Source organism: Burkholderia cenocepacia, assembly GCF_014211915.1.
GTDB classification, from domain to species: Bacteria; Pseudomonadota; Gammaproteobacteria; order Burkholderiales; family Burkholderiaceae; genus Burkholderia; species Burkholderia orbicola.
Genome location: NZ_CP060040.1, coordinates 2,799,068 through 2,815,940 on the forward strand (window position 1 = coordinate 2,799,068; position 16,873 = coordinate 2,815,940).

15 protein-coding genes and 1 pseudogene are annotated in these 16,873 nt (G+C 69.1%); 5 read left to right on the plus strand and 11 right to left on the minus strand.

What is annotated here, in order from left to right:
* Positions 1–34 precede the first annotated feature (34 nt).
* On the plus strand, positions 35–1,285 hold the full coding sequence (locus SY91_RS28960) for a YbfB/YjiJ family MFS transporter (RefSeq protein ID WP_023476092.1): 1,251 nt from the start codon (positions 35–37) through the stop codon (positions 1,283–1,285).
* A 42-nt stretch (positions 1,286–1,327) separates the two neighbouring features.
* On the opposite strand, the gene hpaC is transcribed toward SY91_RS28960, so the two are convergent.
* Complete coding sequence (hpaC, locus tag SY91_RS28965; RefSeq protein ID WP_006479688.1) at positions 1,328–1,873, minus strand: 4-hydroxyphenylacetate 3-monooxygenase, reductase component; 546 nt, start codon at positions 1,871–1,873, stop codon at positions 1,328–1,330.
* Between the two features lie 353 nt (positions 1,874–2,226).
* On the opposite strand from hpaC, the gene SY91_RS28970 reads away from it, so the two are divergent.
* Positions 2,227–2,859, plus strand: coding sequence for a response regulator transcription factor (locus tag SY91_RS28970; RefSeq protein WP_006479687.1), 633 nt, complete (start codon positions 2,227–2,229; stop codon positions 2,857–2,859).
* Between the two features lie 141 nt (positions 2,860–3,000).
* Here the strand turns inward: SY91_RS28970 and SY91_RS28975 are convergent, their stop codons facing one another.
* The 5 genes from SY91_RS28975 to SY91_RS28995 all read right to left on the minus strand — a co-directional run bounded on the left by SY91_RS28975 (position 3,001) and on the right by SY91_RS28995 (position 7,163).
* Positions 3,001–3,744, minus strand: coding sequence for an SDR family NAD(P)-dependent oxidoreductase (locus SY91_RS28975; RefSeq protein ID WP_034175308.1), 744 nt, complete (start codon positions 3,742–3,744; stop codon positions 3,001–3,003).
* Positions 3,745–3,803: 59 nt separating this feature from the next.
* Positions 3,804–4,928 carry an amidase gene (locus SY91_RS28980; protein WP_023476089.1) on the minus strand — a complete coding sequence of 375 codons (1,125 nt, stop codon included), beginning with the start codon at positions 4,926–4,928 and terminating at the stop codon, positions 3,804–3,806.
* Between the two features lie 31 nt (positions 4,929–4,959).
* Positions 4,960–5,481, minus strand: a complete 522-nt coding sequence (locus SY91_RS28985) for a nuclear transport factor 2 family protein (RefSeq protein ID WP_023476088.1) — start codon at positions 5,479–5,481, stop codon at positions 4,960–4,962.
* Positions 5,482–5,489: 8 nt separating this feature from the next.
* Entirely contained in the window at positions 5,490–5,867 is a 378-nt protein-coding gene (locus tag SY91_RS28990; protein WP_006490490.1) for a hypothetical protein, read from the minus strand.
* 102 nt (positions 5,868–5,969) lie between these two features.
* On the minus strand, positions 5,970–7,163 hold the full coding sequence (locus SY91_RS28995; protein WP_023476087.1) for an acyl-CoA dehydrogenase family protein: 1,194 nt from the start codon (positions 7,161–7,163) through the stop codon (positions 5,970–5,972).
* 432 nt (positions 7,164–7,595) lie between these two features.
* Here SY91_RS28995 and SY91_RS29000 point away from each other — a divergent pair, with 432 nt between their 5' ends.
* Complete coding sequence (locus tag SY91_RS29000) at positions 7,596–9,143, plus strand: ATP-binding protein (RefSeq protein WP_043887473.1); 1,548 nt, start codon at positions 7,596–7,598, stop codon at positions 9,141–9,143.
* A 50-nt stretch (positions 9,144–9,193) separates the two neighbouring features.
* Here the strand turns inward: SY91_RS29000 and SY91_RS29005 are convergent, their stop codons facing one another.
* From SY91_RS29005 to SY91_RS29015, 3 genes are all read right to left on the minus strand, one after another.
* Positions 9,194–9,580, minus strand: coding sequence for a tautomerase family protein (locus SY91_RS29005; protein WP_023476085.1), 387 nt, complete (start codon positions 9,578–9,580; stop codon positions 9,194–9,196).
* 179 nt (positions 9,581–9,759) lie between these two features.
* The gene (locus SY91_RS29010) at positions 9,760–10,263 is read right to left on the minus strand and encodes an aromatic-ring-hydroxylating dioxygenase subunit beta (RefSeq protein ID WP_043887471.1); all 504 of its coding nucleotides are present in this window, start codon (positions 10,261–10,263) and stop codon (positions 9,760–9,762) included.
* The gene (locus tag SY91_RS29015) at positions 10,260–11,543 is read right to left on the minus strand and encodes an aromatic ring-hydroxylating oxygenase subunit alpha (RefSeq protein WP_023476083.1); all 1,284 of its coding nucleotides are present in this window, start codon (positions 11,541–11,543) and stop codon (positions 10,260–10,262) included. The genes SY91_RS29010 and SY91_RS29015 overlap by 4 nt, the downstream gene beginning before the upstream one ends.
* A gap of 140 nt (positions 11,544–11,683) precedes the next feature.
* Between SY91_RS29015 and SY91_RS29020 the strand changes: the two genes are divergently transcribed.
* Complete coding sequence (locus SY91_RS29020; protein WP_043887487.1) at positions 11,684–12,601, plus strand: LysR family transcriptional regulator; 918 nt, start codon at positions 11,684–11,686, stop codon at positions 12,599–12,601.
* Positions 12,602–12,734: 133 nt separating this feature from the next.
* On the opposite strand, the gene SY91_RS29025 is transcribed toward SY91_RS29020, so the two are convergent.
* A complete protein-coding gene (locus tag SY91_RS29025) occupies positions 12,735–13,715 on the minus strand; it encodes a PDR/VanB family oxidoreductase (RefSeq protein ID WP_023476081.1) in 981 nt (326 codons plus the stop codon).
* Between the two features lie 214 nt (positions 13,716–13,929).
* Entirely contained in the window at positions 13,930–15,333 is a 1,404-nt protein-coding gene (locus tag SY91_RS29030; RefSeq protein ID WP_043887470.1) for a spinster family MFS transporter, read from the minus strand.
* Positions 15,334–15,743: 410 nt separating this feature from the next.
* Here SY91_RS29030 and SY91_RS29035 point away from each other — a divergent pair.
* Positions 15,744–16,861: pseudogene (locus tag SY91_RS29035) on the plus strand (porin).
* Positions 16,862–16,873 lie beyond the last annotated feature (12 nt).

Here is a 16,873-nt window from a genome sequence, read left to right on the forward strand (position 1 = left end):
CGCCCCGGAATCGAACAACGAAGGAGACACCCCGATGCGTGCAGTGCCGCAACCGGAGCGTGCCGGCCGCTCGCGGCCGGACGCCGGCGCAACCGATCCCGGCCGCATGGCCGCGTGGCGGCTCGCGATCTGCCTGTCGCTGGGCAGCGCGATCGCGCTCGGCCTCGCGCGTTTTTCATATGCGCTGCTGCTGCCGCCGATGAAGGCCGACCTCGGCTGGACGTTCGCGCAGGCCGGCGCGCTGAACACGGCGAACGCGGCCGGTTACCTGATCGGTGCGCTGGCCTTTCCATTGCTGTCGCGGCGCTGGCGCGCGGGCACGCTGCTCGCGGTCGGCTGCGCGCTGACCGCCGTGCTGATGGCCGCGGGCGGGCTCACGTCGGACATGCACGCGCTGCTCGCGCAGCGGCTCGCAACGGGTGTCGGCAGCGCGCTGATCTTCATCAGCGGCGGCGTGCTGGCCGCGCGGCTCGCATCCGCGTCGCCGCGCGACGCAGGGCTGCTGCTCGGCCTCTATTACGGCGGCACCGGATGGGGCATCGTCGCGTCGTCGCTGCTCGTGCCGGCGACGCTCGTGCACCGTGTACACGGCTGGCAGCCGGCATGGTTCGCACTCGCGGTGGCGTGCGTGCTGTTCTCGGCGGTGGCCGTGTCGGCTGCGCGCCGCATCGAGCATGCACATGCGGCACCGCCCAAGCAGGCCGACGGCGCGAAACCGGCGGCGACCGCGAGCCCCGTTCGCTTCGCACTCGCGCTGGCCGGCTACGGCCTGTTCGGCGTCGGCTATATCGGCTACATGACGTTCATCGTCGCGCTGCTGCGCGGCGCGGGGATGAGCGGCACGGTGGTCGCCGCGTTCTACGTGATGCTCGGCGTTGCGACCGTCGTGTCGGCGCGGTTGTGGTCGGGGCTGCTCGACCGGATGCGCGGCGGCCAGGCGCTCGCCGTGCTCAACGCGCTGCTCGGCGTCGCGACGCTGATGCCTGCTCTGTTCGTGCATCCGGCTGCGGCGTTCGCGTCGGGCTTGCTGTTCGGCGCGACGTTCCTGTCGGCGGTGGCCTCCACGACCGCCTTCGTGCGGCACAACCTGCCGCCCGACGGCTGGGCGAAGGGCATCAGCGCATTCACGACGGTCTTCGCCTTCGGGCAGATCGCGGGGCCGGTCGCGATCGGCTGGGTGTCGGACAGCGCGGGGCTCGCGCGCGGGCTCGTGTATTCGGCGCTGACGCTGTTCGCGGGCGCTGCACTTGCGGCCGGGCAGCGCGCGTTGCGGGCATCCGCGTAGCCGGCACGGGCTCGCACCCGGCGTGGCGGCGCGCCGGCATCGTTACCGCACGCACGCGGTGCGCGACACGCGATGAAACGCGCGGCTGAAGTAGATCAGGCTGTCGCCGTCGTCGCGCACGCGAATCGACGTCGCCTCGATGAACATCACCGAATGCGAGCCGACTTCCTTCATCTCGGCGATCGTGCCCTGCAGGCTCGCGAGCGCATCGCGCAGCACCGGCACGTCCTGTTCGCCGCGATCCCACACGGGCAGCTCGAAGCGCTGTTCCATCGGCAGGTCGGTGAGTCCTGCGAAGTGTCGCGCGAGCAACTCGTGCTCGGCCGGCAGCACGTTGATGCAGACCTGGCGATTGCGCTCGAAGGTCGCATGCATCGCGCTCGACCGGTTCAGGCACACGAGCAGCGTCGGCGGCGCGTCGGTGACCGAGCACACGGCGCTCGCGGTGATCCCGCAGCGGCCGTGCGGCCCCGCGGTGGTGATCACGTTGACGGCCGCGCCGAGGTGGGCCATCGCCTGGCGGAAGGCCTTCTGCGCGTCGGTCGGCTCGACGCGCGCCGGTCGCTGGATATCGGTCGTGGAAGACATGGGCGCTCCTGATTGGACGAAAGCGGCGAACCGCGCAGCGCTGCAACGGCAGCGCCGGATCGCCGACGATGACCCGAGCGTACGTCGCGAAAATGCGGCCGACCATTCGCACGATTGGCGATCGGGATGGCGTTCCTGCCGACGCGTCTAAAGGTTCTACCTAGATGCGTGCCGCCGCGTGCGAAAAAAGCGCGATTGCGCGTTCGTACGGCACGTGCAGGGGTTTGCAGCGGATTTTCGGCTCGTTATGATGTGCCGCACATCCCCAGCGAACGACGCGCGCGACACACCGGCCACCGGCGTTGCGCGCGGCGCGTGCGACCCCGATACCGATATTCAGCGAGACACCCGCGATGACGTCACCCGCACCGATCGTATACATCGTCGACGACGACAGCGGCATGCGGACGTCGCTCGCGTGGCTGCTCGAATCGGTCGGCATCGCGTCCGAAGGGTTCGCGAACGCCGCCGACTTTCTCGCACGTTTCGACGTGAACCTGCCCGCGTGCCTCGTGCTCGACGTGCGGATGCCGGAGAAAAGCGGCTTCGACGTGCAGGCCGAACTGAATGCGCGCGGCGCGACGCTACCGGTGATCTTCGTCAGCGGGCACGGCGACATTCCGATGTCGGTGCGCGCGCTGCAGAACGGCGCGATCGATTTCGTCGAGAAGCCGTACAACTCGCAGCAGATGCTCGAGCGCGTGCAGCGTGCGCTGCGGCTCGCGCAGCAGCGGCACGCGGTGAGCCAGCGTCACCGCGAGCTGCGCCAGCGGCTCGATGCGCTGACCGCGCGCGAGAAGGAAGTGCTGCGCGGCGTCGTGGACGGCAAGGGCAGCAAGCAGATCGCGTCCGATCTGTCGATCAGCGTGAAGACCGTCGACGTGCATCGCGCGAGCATCAAGGAGAAGCTCGGCGCGACGTCGATCGCCGCGCTGGTGCGCGACGTGATGGTCGTGTGGGGCGACGACGGGGAGTCGTCGCGCTAGCGGTCGGGGCTGCTTGCGGACGGGCTTGCGCAGGCACGCCACGGCACACGAAGCACGTGAAGCAGGCGAGGCACGCGCCACGCGTGCCCTATACGCGACACGTATTGCGCACGGCACCACACGCCCGATGCGGGCCGCCGCTCAACGCATGTACAGCCCGCCATTGATGTCCCAGCACGCACCGTTCGCGAAATGCGCGTCGCCCGACGCGAGCAGCACGGCCGCATCGGCGACGAAGCCGGCCGATCCGAGCTTGCCGCCCGGCAGGCTCGCGAGCACCTGACGCAGTTTTTCGGGCGCGACGCTTTCGTACACGATCGGCAGATCGAGCGGGCCCGGCGAGATCGCGTTGACGGTCACGCCCTGCGCGGCGAGATCGCGCGCGAACACCTTGGTCAGCGTCAGCGTGCCGCCTTTCGCGGCCGCGTAGTGCGCGCCCGTGGCGGAACCGCCGTTCTGCCCGGCGAGCGACGCGATGTTGACGATGCGGCCCGCGCCGCGCTGCGCGAAGTACTGGCCGAACACCTGGCAGCCGAACAGCACGCTGCGCAGGTTCACGTCGATCACCTGGTCGAACTGCTCGGCCGTGATCTCCATCGCCGGCACGACCTTCGATGCGCCCGCGTTGTTGACGAGCGCGTCGATCGTGCCCCAGCGCGCGACGAGCGTATCGCGCGCCGCTTCGAAATCGCGTTTCGACGTGACGTCGAGCGGCAGCGCGAGCGCGCGTTCGCCGCTCGGGTCGAGGTCGCGCGCATGCGCGTGAATCGCGTCGGCGGCGATGTCGGCCAGCGCGACGCGATAGCCGGCCGCATGGAAGCGTTCGGCGATGACGGCGCCGAGCCCGCGCGCGGCGCCGGTGACGAGGACGACTCGATCTGACATGGTGTGGAATTCCGTGGTTCGCGGGCGCACGCCGGTGGCAGCGGCGCCCGCATCGTGGTTCATGCGGCGAGTGCCGCCTCGAAGTGTGCCGCGATCGCGCAGACCTGTTCGTCCGCGCCCTTGCGTCCGACGATCTGCAAGCCGGCCTTCAACGGCGAACCGGCGAGCGGCAGCGGCAGGCTGAGCGCCGGATGGCCGCTCAGGTTGAACGGCCGGATCAGCGACGACATCGCGATCACCGATACGCCGTCGCGTGCCTGCCGCAGCGTGATCGGCAACGCGGGCAGCGTCGGCAGCACCAGCACGTCCGCGTGTTCGAGCGCGGCGTCGACCTGCGCGGTGAAGCGTGCGCGCACGGCTTCGGCTTCCTTCAATGCCGCAGGCGCGGTCGTTGCGGCCGCACGCAATCGCGCATCGAGGTCGGCGCCGAGCTTGCCGGTCGCGACCAGATGACCGAACGCGCGCGACGTTTCCGCGTTGATCACGGTGAGCCCCGCCGCGAACGCGGCCGGCATTTCATCGAGCACGACCGTGTGCGAACGCAGGCCCGACGCGCAAACGGCCGCATCGAGCGCGGCGGCGATCGCCGGATCGGCTTCGACGGCGAGTTGCGCGACCGTGCAGCCGGCCGCGGAAGCCGTCGCCCGCGCGCGGTCGAAGCCCGGCGCGATCGCGGCCATCACCGCGACGAGCGTGCGGATTTCGCGCGCGAACGGTCCGACGCAGTCGAGCGTGGTATCGGCGGGCGCGACGCCGCGGCGCGACACGCGGCCGAACGTCGGCTTCAGCCCGGCCACGCCGCAGCAGGCGGCCGGCCCGCGAATCGAGCCGCCGGTATCGGTGCCGAGCGCCGCGTCGACCGCGCCGAGCCCGACGAGCGATGCGGAGCCGCTCGACGAGCCGCCGGGAATGCGCGCGGCGTCCTGCGGATTGACGGGCGTGCCCGTGTAGTCGTTGATGCCGGTCATGCCGAACGCGAGTTCGTGCATGTTCGCCTTGCCGGCGATCTGCCAGCCGGCGTCGAGCAGCAGGCGGACCACGTCCGCGTGGTGTTCGGCGGGCGGCGCATCGGCGAGCGCGCGACTCGCCGCGCGGGTCGGGTGACCCGCGATGTCGATCGTGTCCTTGATCGCGATCGTCGGGCCGGGGCCGCCGAGCGTGAAGGTGTCGATGAAGCCTGTCATGGTCGGTATCGTGCGAAAGCAGCGGGAAACGTCAGGACCGTGGCGCGGCGGCGAGCGGCCACGGGCCGTCGAGCACGCGTTCGGTGCGGAAATGGTGGATCAGCCACGCGGCGCCGTTGGCGGCCGGCGCGAAATCGATCGTGAGCCGCGCGGCGATCAGCTCGGCCGCGCCGTCCGCGTAGCGCGACGCCTGCAGCATGATCCAGCGGCCGCGCGCACTTGCGAGATCGGAGGCGACCTCGATCGACTCCGACGTCAGGAAGTGCAGGTTCGCCGAGAAATGCGGATCGGGCGGCAGATAGCGGCCGAGCATCGCGACGATCGCGGCGGTGCCTTCGAGACGGCCGAACTTCTTCGCGTACTGCGGGCCGATGCCTTCCCATACGGCGTCGGGCGTGAACAGTGCGGCCAGCGATGGGCCGTCGCCCGCATTTTCGGGCACGTCGCACAGCGCCATGTAGCGCGTGATCGTTGCGCGCACCGCGCGCTCGGCGTCGAGCGCCGCGATGCGCTGCGCGAGTGCGTCGATCGCGGCGGGTGACAGGTCGGTCATCGCGCGCCTCACGCCGCGGGCTTCGCGGCCGGCGGCACGGTCAGCGCGCGGCCGACGCGTGCCTCGATCTTGCCGTAGCGCCACAGGTTGTATTCGCCGACGGGTGTCGTGCGGTACAGGTTGCACACGGCGACCGTCGTGTCGAAATCGGCGACGTCGGCCATGATGTAGAAGGTCCACGGCGCGCCGTCGGCCTGGCCGACCACGAGGCGGTCGTCGTCCATCACGCCGAGCACGCGCACGCCGGGCATCGCCTCGACGGCCGCGAGCATCGCGCCGTACGCCTGCCACACTTCGCCGATCTGCTCGCGAGGCAGGTCGAAGAAATTTTGCGACACGCCGCAGCAGAACAGGACGCGCAGCGGCAGCGGATTCGAATCGGACATATCGGGTTCTCCAGGGGAATCGGTCGGGCGCATGAAGCGGCCGGCGATGCTCCGTCGGGTTCGGCTTCATGCGCGTTCGTCAAAAGCGTCGAGCGACGCGGGTTACAGATGGCCGGGAAACGGCGTGACGCCGGTGAACACCGCGCCCGCGCCGTCGAAGTTGCCCTCGGCGAGGAACGCGTGCTGCGTGACGACCATCGCATCGCGCAGCAGCCGCTGCAGCGGATGCGACCGGTAGATCGCCGCCGTGCCGCCGAGGCGGTACGCGCGTTCGACGACGCTCGCGCCTTCGCGGGCGATCTGCGTGGCCGCGAGCCGCAGCAGGCTGACCTGATCGGGCGTGACCGGATTGCCGGCGAGGATCGATTGCCAGACCGAATCGGTCGCGTCGTAGAAGAACGCGCGCGCCGAACGCAGTTGCGCCTCGGCCTTCGCGAGCTCGATGCGGAAATACGCGCGATCGGCGAGACGCGGCGCGCCGGTCGTCGTCTGGCGGCCGCCCGACATGCGGTTCACGACGTCGAGCGCCGCACGCGCGAGGCCGAGGTTGACGACGGCCAGCACCTGCGCCGCATACGCGACGGTCGGATAGCGGTACAGCGGCTCGTCGACGGTCGGTTCGCCGCCGCGCACGAAGGTCCACGCCTCGGGCACGAAACGGTCGTTCACGCGCAGGTCGTGGCTGCCGGTGCCCTGCATGCCGACCACGCTCCAGTTCTCGACGATCTCGACCTCGGCGGCGCGGAACACGGCCGTGCGCGGCTTGTTCGGCGCGGCGTCCTGCGCGCCCGGCACGGCGATGCCGACGCCGAGCCAGTCGGCGCCCTTGCAGCCGCTCGCGAATTTCCACGTGCCGTTCACCCGCCAGCCGCCCGGCGCGTCCTGCGCGGGCTGCACCGGGAACAGGCCGCCCGCGAACACCTGGTCAGGGCCGTTCGCGTACAGCTCGGCCTGCGTGTCGAGCGGCAGCGCGGCGAGGTAGACGTTCGCGGAGCCGAAGCTCGCGACCCACGCGGCCGAGCCGTCGGCGGTCGCGATCCGCTCGATCATGTCGAGGAATGCGGTCGGCGCGAGCGCATCGCCGCCGAAGCGGCGCGGCGTGCCCGCGCGATAGATGCCGGCCTGCTTGAACAGCGCGATCACGTCGCGCGGCACGTGCGACAGCCGGTCGAATTCCTCGCGGCGCGCGGCGACGGTTTCGATCACCGCGTCGAGCGGCGACAGCTGCCCGGCCGCGGGACGCGCCGCGGGCGGCGAGGTCGGCGCGGATTCGATGGCGAGAGCGGCTTGCGGCATGAAAGTCTCCTGGGGATGGGGGCGATTCCGGTGTCGGTTGCGGGGGGCAAGACGATGCAAGGGTCTGTTTGCATATGAAACGCGCATGTGTTGCCACGAGAACGGCCGCTCGCGAGGCGCGCGACGCCGCGAATATGACGTGTTCGCCAAGGAGCGCAACGCGGCGAGCGGCCGTTCTCGTGGCAACCCCAAAATTAAAAAAAGACTTTCCACGGGAATGCCCGAAATCGCCCGCCTGGCGGCGTCGCTCGTCGCTTGTTTGGCTCGCCAAACGGCGCTCCTCGCTTCTTGCCAGGCGGGCGATTTCGGACATTCGCATGTGCGTTTCATATGCAAACAGACCCTAGTCTAGAAACGCCGAAAACACGCAGCAATTGGTGCGTTGGGCCGCGCGACTGGTGACGCTCCGTGCCGGCCTAAAGAAATCTTCAGATGCGATCGGCGCGCGCCGGTGCTATGTTGGGTTTCCGGCCGCGCGATGCCGCGCGCCTTCCTCCGAATCCGATCATGAGTTTTCCCGACGAAGACGATTTCCACCGGCTGCTCGACGCGCTGACCACGTGCGTGCTGCTGCACGACGCGCACACCCGGGCGATCGTGTGGGCGAATCGCGCCGCGTGCATCGCGCTCGGCTTTTCCGTCGAGGAATTGCTGCCGCTGAAGGCGCCGGACATGACGCGCCCCGAGCCGAAGTACCGCCGCGAGATCGCGGTGAGCGCATGGGATCGTGCGCGCGCCGACGGGCCGCAGGTGTACGAATGGTGCTATCGATCGCGCACGGGCGTCGACATGCTGTCCGAGGCCACCGCGACCTACGTGCCGCTGCGCGGGCGCGACGTCGTGATGGTGCAGTTCCGCGACATCAGCGCGGAAGAGGCGGTCCGCCAGCAGTTGCGCCGCTACGAGGCGCGGCTGCGCGAGTTCATGCAGGATCTCGACGAAGGCATCGCGGTCGTGACGCCGCACGGCGGCGTGCAGTTCATCAGCGAGTCGGGCCGCCGCGTGCTCGGGCTCGCGCCCGACGAACCGCTCGGCGAGGTGCTCGACTACTGCTCCGCGGCCGATCGCGACCGGCTCATTGCGCAACTGCGCGACGCGCCGTCCGCGTGCCCGTCCGCACCGCAGCGCTACCGGATCGTGCGGCGCGACGGCTCGGCATGCTGGCTGCGCATCCTGTGCCGGCAGGTCGAGATAGAAGGCGATCTCGACGGGCTGCTCGTGCAGTTCCGCGACGTGAGCGACGAAGTCGCGATCGAGGAGGCCCGGCGCGCGGAGGCGCGGATGCTCGAATACGCGGGCCGCTACAACGCGATGGGCGAGATGGCGACCGTGATCGCGCACGAGCTGAGCCAGCCGCTCGCCGCGGTGCGCAATTTCATCGAAGGCGCGGTGCGGCGGCTGAACGGCAACGGCGCCGTCGACGACGCGATCTGGGGGCTGCGCAGCGCGGACCGGCAGGCCGAGCATGCGGCGCTGATCATCAAGAGCGTGCGCGAATTCATCGTGAAGCGCGAGCCGGTTGTCGCGCGCGCCGACCTGCGCGACATCCTCGCGGACGTCGCGTACTTCATCGAGCTGCGCGCGAAGGAGGCCGGCGTGACGGTCGCGATCGTGCAGGCCGACGCGCCGCTGCCGATCCGCTGCGAGCGCGTGCTGATCGGGCAGGTGATCCTGAATCTCGCGTTCAATGCGATCGAGGCATTCGCCGGCTGCGAGCGCCTGCCGCGCACGCTGACGCTCGGCACCGCGAACGTGGCCGGCCACGCGGAGTTGCGGGCGATCGACAATGGCCCGGGGATCGAGGCCGGCGCGCACGACCGGCTGTTCGACGGCTTCTCGTCGTCGAAGGCCGGCGGCAACGGGATCGGGTTGTCGCTGTGCAAGAGCATCGTCACGCGCCACGGCGGGCGGATCGCCGCGGCCCCGGTCGCGGGCGGCGGGCTCGACTGCCGCGTGACGCTGCCGCTCGCCGACGGTTGAGCGCAACCGCGTCGGCGCAGCATGGCGGGGCAGCGACGCGCGACGCATGGTCAGCGCCCCAGCGCCCGCGCGGTCTGGCCGCCGATGCCGAAGTCGGTGTTCGGAATGTCCTTGATGATCACGCGCGTGGCTTGCAGCGGCGCGTCGAGCACGTTCGCGCCCGCGTCGGACAGCGCGGCGATCAGCGCGCGTTTCTGTGCGTCGGTGCGGCCGGCGATCAGGATCGCGACGATCACCGGCAGCGACGGCGGCGCGCCGTCCGCGGCGCTGCGGCCGCCGAGGCCGATATGCGTCGCGGGCAGTTCGGTGAGCAGCACGCGCACCGAATCGATCGGTGCGCCGATCGCGTCGACGGTCGCGTGGCTGAGCCGGGCGATCAGCTCGGCCTTGCGCGCGTCGTCGTGGCCGGCCGGCAGGAAAACTTCGAGTGTGGGCATGGTCGTCCGGAAAGGTGAAGGTGACGGGCTCACCGTTGCGCGAATGACGGCGAAGCGGTCGCCGCTCAAAGGTGAAGGTGACCGGCTCACCTTTGCGCTGGCGATCGCGAACCGGCAGCCGCTCACAGGTGAAGGTGCCCGGTTCACCATTGCATTGGCGACGGTGAACCGGTCACGGCTTACAGCAGGAAGCCGATCGCGCTGAGCGCTTCGGTCGAGTCGATCAGGCGCACGACTTTCTCGGCAATGCGCATCTCGCCTTCGGCATCGACGTGCAGCTTGTGCGTGACGTCGGCCGCGAACAGTGTCGCGACGCCGCGCTTGTACGCGACCACGACCTGCGCCGATTTCAGCTCGACGGTATCGGCGCTGCCGCTCTCCAGCGTGAAACGCGACACGGTGCGCACCGTGCGCGCCGCGTCGGTGGCCGACGCCGAATAGCCGGACACCATCCGCTGCACGCGCTTCTCGCGCATGTCCTGGTCGTCGAACACGTAGTTCAGCGTCGCCGCGAAATCGGTCGTGTCCGGATCGATCGGCACCACGTAGTGGCCGGCCCGGTCCCACAGGTCGAGCCACGCACGATAGTCGCGGCGGTCGAGCACCTCGGCTTCGCGCCACACGAATTCGACCGCGCGGGCGAAGGTCTGCTCGGAAAAGAGGGCGTTGCGGTCGTCCATCACTGTTGCTCCATCATCTTGCGCCATTGCTGGTAGGCCTCGCGCATGCCGGTTTCGTCGGTCGCATGCGCGGTCTTTTCGCCGTTCGCGGCGGTCGTCTCGCGATTCAGCCCGCGATTCACGAGGATCGGTACGTCGGGGCCCGCATGCGCACCGCGCTGCACGCGCTCCCAGGCTTCCGCGTCGTCGGGGCTGCCGAAGCCGAACGGGCCCTGGAAGTGCTCGTGGATGCGCAGCCGCTCGCGGTTCGCTTCGTCGGGGCCGCCGTCCATTGCGAGCGCGACGTGGCGGATCTCGGTTTCGTTCGCGGAGATCGGCCGCAGCACGCGGAAGAACGCCATCGACAGCGCGAGGTTCGGGAACAGGTTCAGGTTGAAGCCGACGCCCATCAGCGAGCGCACGATGCGGCGCACTTCGTCCGGCGCATGGCGCTCGGCGAGCTTCGCCGCGAGCGGCGCGAAGCGTTCGGGCAGCGGTGCGCCGTCGTCCTCGTCGAGATCGATCAGTTCGGGCATCAGCACCGCGAGGCTGTGGCCGTTGCCGAGCCCGCGGCAGAACGCGTCCTCGCTCGTCATGAAGCTCGTGATCGCGGCGGCCGTCTCGTCGTCGATCGACTTCATCCACGACTTGTGCACGACCGGGAAGTGGTAAAGGTCGGTGGTGTTCTCGAGCTGGATCTTCCAGTTGCCCTTGAACTTGAACTTGTGTTCGCCGTTCGCCTTGATCGGGTAGCCGGCGCCCTGTTTCATGAACAGGTCGATCCACGGCTTCGCGCCGCCGAGGAAATCTTCCAGCGACTCGATCGCGTCGTTGAAGCTCGCGAAGATCAGTCCCTGATACACGCCGACGCGCAGCTTCACGAGCGGCAGGTCGCCTTTGTCGCACACGCCTTCGTAGCCGTCGCCGTACGGCAGCGCGCGCAGCGTGCCGTCGAGCGCATACGACCAGCTGTGATACGGGCACGTGAAGCCCTTCGCGTTGCCCTTGTGCGCTTCGCACACGGTTGCGCCGCGATGGCGGCAGCGGTTCTGCAGCACGTTGATCTCGCCGGTCTTGTCGCGCACGACGATCACCGGCTGGCGGCCGATCGTCGTCGTGACGAAGTCGCCCGGGTTCGGCAGTTCGCTGTCGTGCGCGACCCAGATCCAGGTGCGGTAGAAAATGCGGTCGAGCTCGGCTTCGAACAGCGCGGGGTCGTGATACATCGCGGGCGCGATGCGGTCGGGCTGCGCGAGGCCATGCAACGCGCGGGTGTCGATCGTCTGGTAGGCAATGTCGCTCATCGTCGTCGTGGGGAAAGAGTCGCGAAAATCGGGCCGCGCCGTGCGCAGCGTCCGGGGACCAGTCTCGTCTTCTGCTACATATCGGTCAAATTGATCTAAAATCGATGATCAAATAAATGCGGCAAATGACGGAGGTCACGATGACATCGGTCGATCATCTCGATCTGAACCTGTTGCGCGTATTCCAGGCGATCGTCGAGGAACGCAGCCTGACGAAGGCCGGCGAGCGGCTCGCGCTGTCGCAGCCGGCCGTCAGCTATTCGCTCGGCCGGCTGCGCACGCTGTTCGACGATCCGCTGTTCGTGCGGACGCGCTCGGGCATGCAGCCGACGCCCGTCGCGCTCGAACTCGCGAGCATCGTCGGCAAGGCGCTCGACATGGTGCGCGTGGCGCTGCGCTACGCGGAGCGCTTCGATCCGGCCACCAGCACGCGCACGTTCCGGCTGTCGCTGTCGGATGCGGGCGAGATGGCGTACCTGCCGGCGATCTGCCAGGCGCTGCGGGAGCGCGCGCCGCGCGTGACGTTGAGCGTGCAGCCGCTGCCGGTGGAGGAGATCGAGGAAGCGCTGCGCGCGAGCCGGCTCGATTTCGCGATCGGCAACCTGCCGGAGCTGATGCCGCGCACGCGCCACCAGGTGCTGTTCGAGGAAACCTACGTGTGCATGACGGGGCGCCGGCGCGGGCTGCCGACGGCCGCTGCGCTGAGCCTCGAGCAATTCGTCCGCGCCGCGCACGTCAACGTGAAATCGGTCGAGCACAGCCACCACGCGCTCGACGACGCGTTGCGCGCGCAGGGCGTGGGCCGCAACATCGCGCTCGAGGTGCCGCACTTCGTCGCGCTGCCGAGCGTGCTGTCGGTCACCGATCTGTATGCGACGCTGCCGAGGCGGCTCGCGCGGATCCTGAACCGCGACAACGCATTCCGCCTGTACGACCTGCCGGTCACGCTGCCGCCCGCGCCGGTGACGATGCACTGGCACGAGCACTTCCACGAGGACGAGGGCAACGCGTGGATGCGCGCGCTGCTCGCCGAGATCGTCGAGCGTTTCGACGAATGACGATCGGCGGTGCGCGATGGCGTGCCGATGCGGGTCGCCAGCGGTGGTCGGCATCGGCCTTCAGTGCATCGGTGCCTCGGTGCCTCGATCAAGCGCTAGATCGGCGCCGCGGCATGGCGGCGGACTCGGCGCATCAGAGATCGAGCACGAGCACCGCCGAGCGCGCACGCGACACGCAGCAGCAGATCACCGTGTTGCTCGCGCGCTCGGCCTTGCTCAGGCAGTGGTCGCGGTGATCGGGCTCGCCGTCGAGCACCGGCACCATGCAGGTGCCGCACACGCCTTCGCCGCATGACGTATCGACCTCGATGCCGATCTGCGCGAGTGCGTCGACGATCGACGTATCGGGGGTGACGCGTACCGACTGGCCGCTGCGTTGCAGGCGCACTTCGAAGCCGTCGGCCGGAGCCGCATTCGCGGCGGTGACGGCCCCGGACGGTTCCGCCGCGAAGCGTTCGAGATGAATCGCGTCTTCCGGGATGCGCCGGGCCGCGGCCGCGACGACGGCATCCATGAACGGCCCGGGGCCGCACGTATAGACATGCGCTGTCGGGTCGATCGATTCGACGCAGCGGCCCAGTTCGGCCGCGAGTGCATCGGGCTCGACGCCGTAATGGAACGTCACGTGCGACGCGAACGGTTCGGCCGACAATGCGTCGACGAACGCGGCATGCGCGCGGCTGCGTGCGAAGTAATGCAACCGGTAGCGCGCGCCGCGCTTGTGCAGCGCATACGCCATCGACAGCAGCGGCGTGATGCCGATGCCGGCCGCGATCAGCACGTGCTCGCTCGCGTCATCGGCCAGACGAAACAGGTTGCGCGGCGTGCCGATCGACAACTCGGCGCCGACGTTCACGTCGTCGTGCAGCGAACGCGAGCCGCCGCGCGACTGCGCTTCCTTCTTCACCGCGAACAGATAGCTGCCGCGTTCGTCGGGGTTGCCGCACAGCGAGTACTGCCGCGTGACGCCGGATGGCGCGGTGACGTCGATATGGGCGCCCGGTTCGTACGCGTCGAACGGCTGGCCGTCGACGCGCGAGACCCGGAAACAGCGGATGTCCTGCGCCGCGTCGATCAGCGCGTCGATCCGGACCTGGTGGCGGTTCGCTTGCATGGGAGATTCCGTGGGATAGAGAAAAGCGGCGCGGCAGAGCCCCGCGCCGTCATGCGATCGAGAATAGGGATGGGCATCGCATAAATCAAATCGATTAAAAAGCGATGATGGAATAAACAGGATGGATGATGGTGGCGTGCCGATTGTCGCCGGTCAGTGTGGCGGCGATCGCGCGGCCGGTGCGCCGACCACGCGATCGGTGAACCGCGCGACTTCAGCGAGCGGCAATGGCGTTGCCGCCGTCGACGGCCGTGTCGGCCGAAGCCGATGCCGCCGCGTGACCGCGCTCGCGCTCGAGGCTGCGCCGATAGTGGCGGCAGCCGGCGGCGAGCAGCAGCGCGGCGAGCGTGGCCGCCGCGACGTTGACGATCGACATCGAATGGCCGACCGCGGCCGGCGCGCCGAACACGCGATCGGTGAACAGCGCGACGACGGTCGTGCCGATCCCGAGCGCGATCAGGTTCGATACCAGCAGGAACAGCGCGGAGATCTGCGCGCGCATCTGGTTCGGCGCGAGCGTCTGCATCGCGGCGGTCGACGTCGGCATCGGGAACGACGCGAAGAACATCGCGACGACCAGCATCGCGAGCGACGCCGGCAGGCTGTCGAGCTGCGTGAACAGCGTCGCGGGAATCGCCATGCACGCGGCGCCGATCGCGCCGGCACGCATCGGCGCATCGCCGCGGCCGCGCCGCAGCAGCCAGTCGTTGAGCCAGCCGCCGCAGAACACGCCGGCCGTGTTCGCGACCAGCAGCACGATGCCGAGCGTGTAGCCGGCTTCGACGGCCGTCATCCCGAAGCGGCGGATATAGAACGCGGGCGTCCAGCTCAGCAGGCAGTACAGCGCCATCGCATAGAACGAGAAGCCGAGGTAGTGGCACGCGAAGGTCGCGCGGTGCGTGCCGACGAAGCGCAGCGAATCGCGCATCGATACGCGCCGCACGGCGCCTGAACGGTCCTGCGCGAGCCCCTTGCGCTGCGGGTCGCGCACGGTCGCGGCGAACAGCAGTGCGACGAGGATGCCCGGCAGCCCCACGATCAGGAACGTGACCTGCCACGCATGCACCTGTCCGACCACCGGCAGCGTGAACGCGCTCGCATGCTTGAGCAGCGCGATCACGTAGCCGCCGATCAGGAACGCGATGCCGCCGCCGATGAACGAGCCGAGCGAATACACGGCGACCGCGCGCCCGAGCTTCTCCTTCGGGAAGTAGTCGGCGAGCATCGAATACGCGCCGGGCGATAGCGCGGCCTCGCCGACGCCGACGCCCATCCGCGCGATGAACATGTGCATGAAATGCTGGCTGAGCCCGCACGCGGCGGTCGCGACGCTCCACAGCGCGATGCCGAGCGAGATGATGCGCGGGCGCGCATAGCGGTCGGCGAGATACGCGACGGGTAGCCCCATCACCGCATAGAACAGCGAAAACGCGAAGCCGTTGAGCAGGCTGAACTGCGTGTCGGACAGATGCAGGTCGCGCTTGATCGGTTCGATCATCAGCACGAGGACTTGCCGGTCGACGAACGAGAAGATGTACGCGAGCATGCAGATGACGACGACATACCATTCGTACGTATAGCGCTTGCCGTCGGCAGCGCGGGCCGTGGATGCGGACATGCGGGTTCTCCAGGAGCGGGCGGTGGAAAAGCGCGGCATCGGCCTGGCGGGCCGGGCGCCGTCGCGGCGCGAAAGCGTGCGGGTGACACGATCGGAAACGCAGCGTAGTCGGCCAAATTCGGCCGCCATAGCCGGAGTGACAGCCGCGCCACACGGACATTTACCGACCCGGATAAAGAAAACACCGAGACCGTGCGCGCGGGCCGCCGCGCGGCGCGCGTGCGGCGGGGCCCGCGCGCGTCATGCGGCGCATCTATAAGCGTTATAGAGCGCATTGCGTCGACGTCCGAAATTGTCGTTCCTAGACTCGGCCCGGTTTTGATCGGCAGCGTTCGCCTCTGAAAGCGAACGCGCTTCACATCAAGCGGCGCGATGCCGACAGGTGCCGCAACTTCTACGGGACGACGCAGATGAACCATCCGAACGGGCGGGCCGACCGGCTTGCCGTACCGCTTGCCGCGCTGCTGGCATGCATGACGCTGCCGGCCGCCGCGCAATCGAGCGTGACGCTCTACGGCCGCATCGACACCGCGATCGAATACGCGAACACCGGGCCGAACCACGTGACGCGCATGGGCAGCGGCAACCTGTGGGCGTCGCAGTGGGGGCTGAAGGGCGTCGAGGATCTCGGCGGCGGCTACGCGACGATCTTCAAGCTCGAGGACGGTTTCAACGCGGCGAGCGGCGCGCTGTCGAACAGCAGCGCGCTGTTCGGCCGCGAAGCGTGGGTCGGCATCACGGGGCCGTTCGGCGGCGTGCAGTTCGGCGAGCTCTACACGATCCTGCATACGACGCTCGTCACGTACAGCCTGCCGGGGCTCGGCGCGGGCTTGCATGGGGGAACGCGACCAACAACTTCGTCGGGCCCGCGTTCCTGCGCGTACGCAACTCGATGCGCTACACGTCGCCGCGCTACGCGGGCTTCCTGTTGCGCGCGATGGCCGCGCGCGGCACCAACGGCGCGGCCGGGCAGCCGGCGACGCTCGGCGATACCTACGGCGCCGGCCTCAACTACGTGCGCGGCGGGTTGTCGGTCGACGTCGACTACATGCAGCAGAAGTTCAGCCCGGTGGCCGCATCGACGCTCGGCGCCACGAGCACGGCCGCGAACGGCAACTACACGCTCGGTGCGATTTCGTACGACTTCAGCGTCGTGAAGGTGGCCGCGCTGTACCTGCGTCATCGCGGCGGCCCCGATGTCGCGACCGCGATCGACAGTCAGAGCGCCTATCCGCACAGCGACATCATGGAGCTCAGCGCGACGGTGCCGATCGGGCGTGCATCGCTGCTGCTGAGCATCGGCCATTACCGGAAGGTGGCCGACAGCGACGGCAATGCCGATTCGTACGGCATTCGTTTCGACTATCCGCTGTCGAAGCGCACGGTGCTGTACACGGGCGCCGCGATGGTGCGCAACGGCGCGCATGCCCGCTTCGTCGTCAACGGCGCGGCCGGCGGCGGCGTCGCGGTGGCCAAGCCGGGCGCGACCGCGAGTTCGCTCGTCGCCGGCATCCTCACGTCGTTCTGAGCGTTTCGGCGA

Coding starts and splice junctions, on each gene's coding strand:
- SY91_RS28960 (WP_023476092.1), top strand. CDS start 35: ATGCGTGCAGTGCCGCAACCGGAGCGTGCCGGCCGCTCGCGGCCGGAC.
- hpaC (WP_006479688.1), bottom strand. CDS start 1,873: ATGTCTTCCACGACCGATATCCAGCGACCGGCGCGCGTCGAGCCGACC.
- SY91_RS28970 (WP_006479687.1), top strand. CDS start 2,227: ATGACGTCACCCGCACCGATCGTATACATCGTCGACGACGACAGCGGC.
- SY91_RS28975 (WP_034175308.1), bottom strand. CDS start 3,744: ATGTCAGATCGAGTCGTCCTCGTCACCGGCGCCGCGCGCGGGCTCGGC.
- SY91_RS28980 (WP_023476089.1), bottom strand. CDS start 4,928: ATGACAGGCTTCATCGACACCTTCACGCTCGGCGGCCCCGGCCCGACG.
- SY91_RS28985 (WP_023476088.1), bottom strand. CDS start 5,481: ATGACCGACCTGTCACCCGCCGCGATCGACGCACTCGCGCAGCGCATC.
- SY91_RS28990 (WP_006490490.1), bottom strand. CDS start 5,867: ATGTCCGATTCGAATCCGCTGCCGCTGCGCGTCCTGTTCTGCTGCGGC.
- SY91_RS28995 (WP_023476087.1), bottom strand. CDS start 7,163: ATGCCGCAAGCCGCTCTCGCCATCGAATCCGCGCCGACCTCGCCGCCC.
- SY91_RS29000 (WP_043887473.1), top strand. CDS start 7,596: ATGCGATCGGCGCGCGCCGGTGCTATGTTGGGTTTCCGGCCGCGCGAT.
- SY91_RS29005 (WP_023476085.1), bottom strand. CDS start 9,580: ATGCCCACACTCGAAGTTTTCCTGCCGGCCGGCCACGACGACGCGCGC.
- SY91_RS29015 (WP_023476083.1), bottom strand. CDS start 11,543: ATGAGCGACATTGCCTACCAGACGATCGACACCCGCGCGTTGCATGGC.
- SY91_RS29020 (WP_043887487.1), top strand. CDS start 11,684: ATGACATCGGTCGATCATCTCGATCTGAACCTGTTGCGCGTATTCCAG.
- SY91_RS29025 (WP_023476081.1), bottom strand. CDS start 13,715: ATGCAAGCGAACCGCCACCAGGTCCGGATCGACGCGCTGATCGACGCG.
- SY91_RS29030 (WP_043887470.1), bottom strand. CDS start 15,333: ATGTCCGCATCCACGGCCCGCGCTGCCGACGGCAAGCGCTATACGTAC.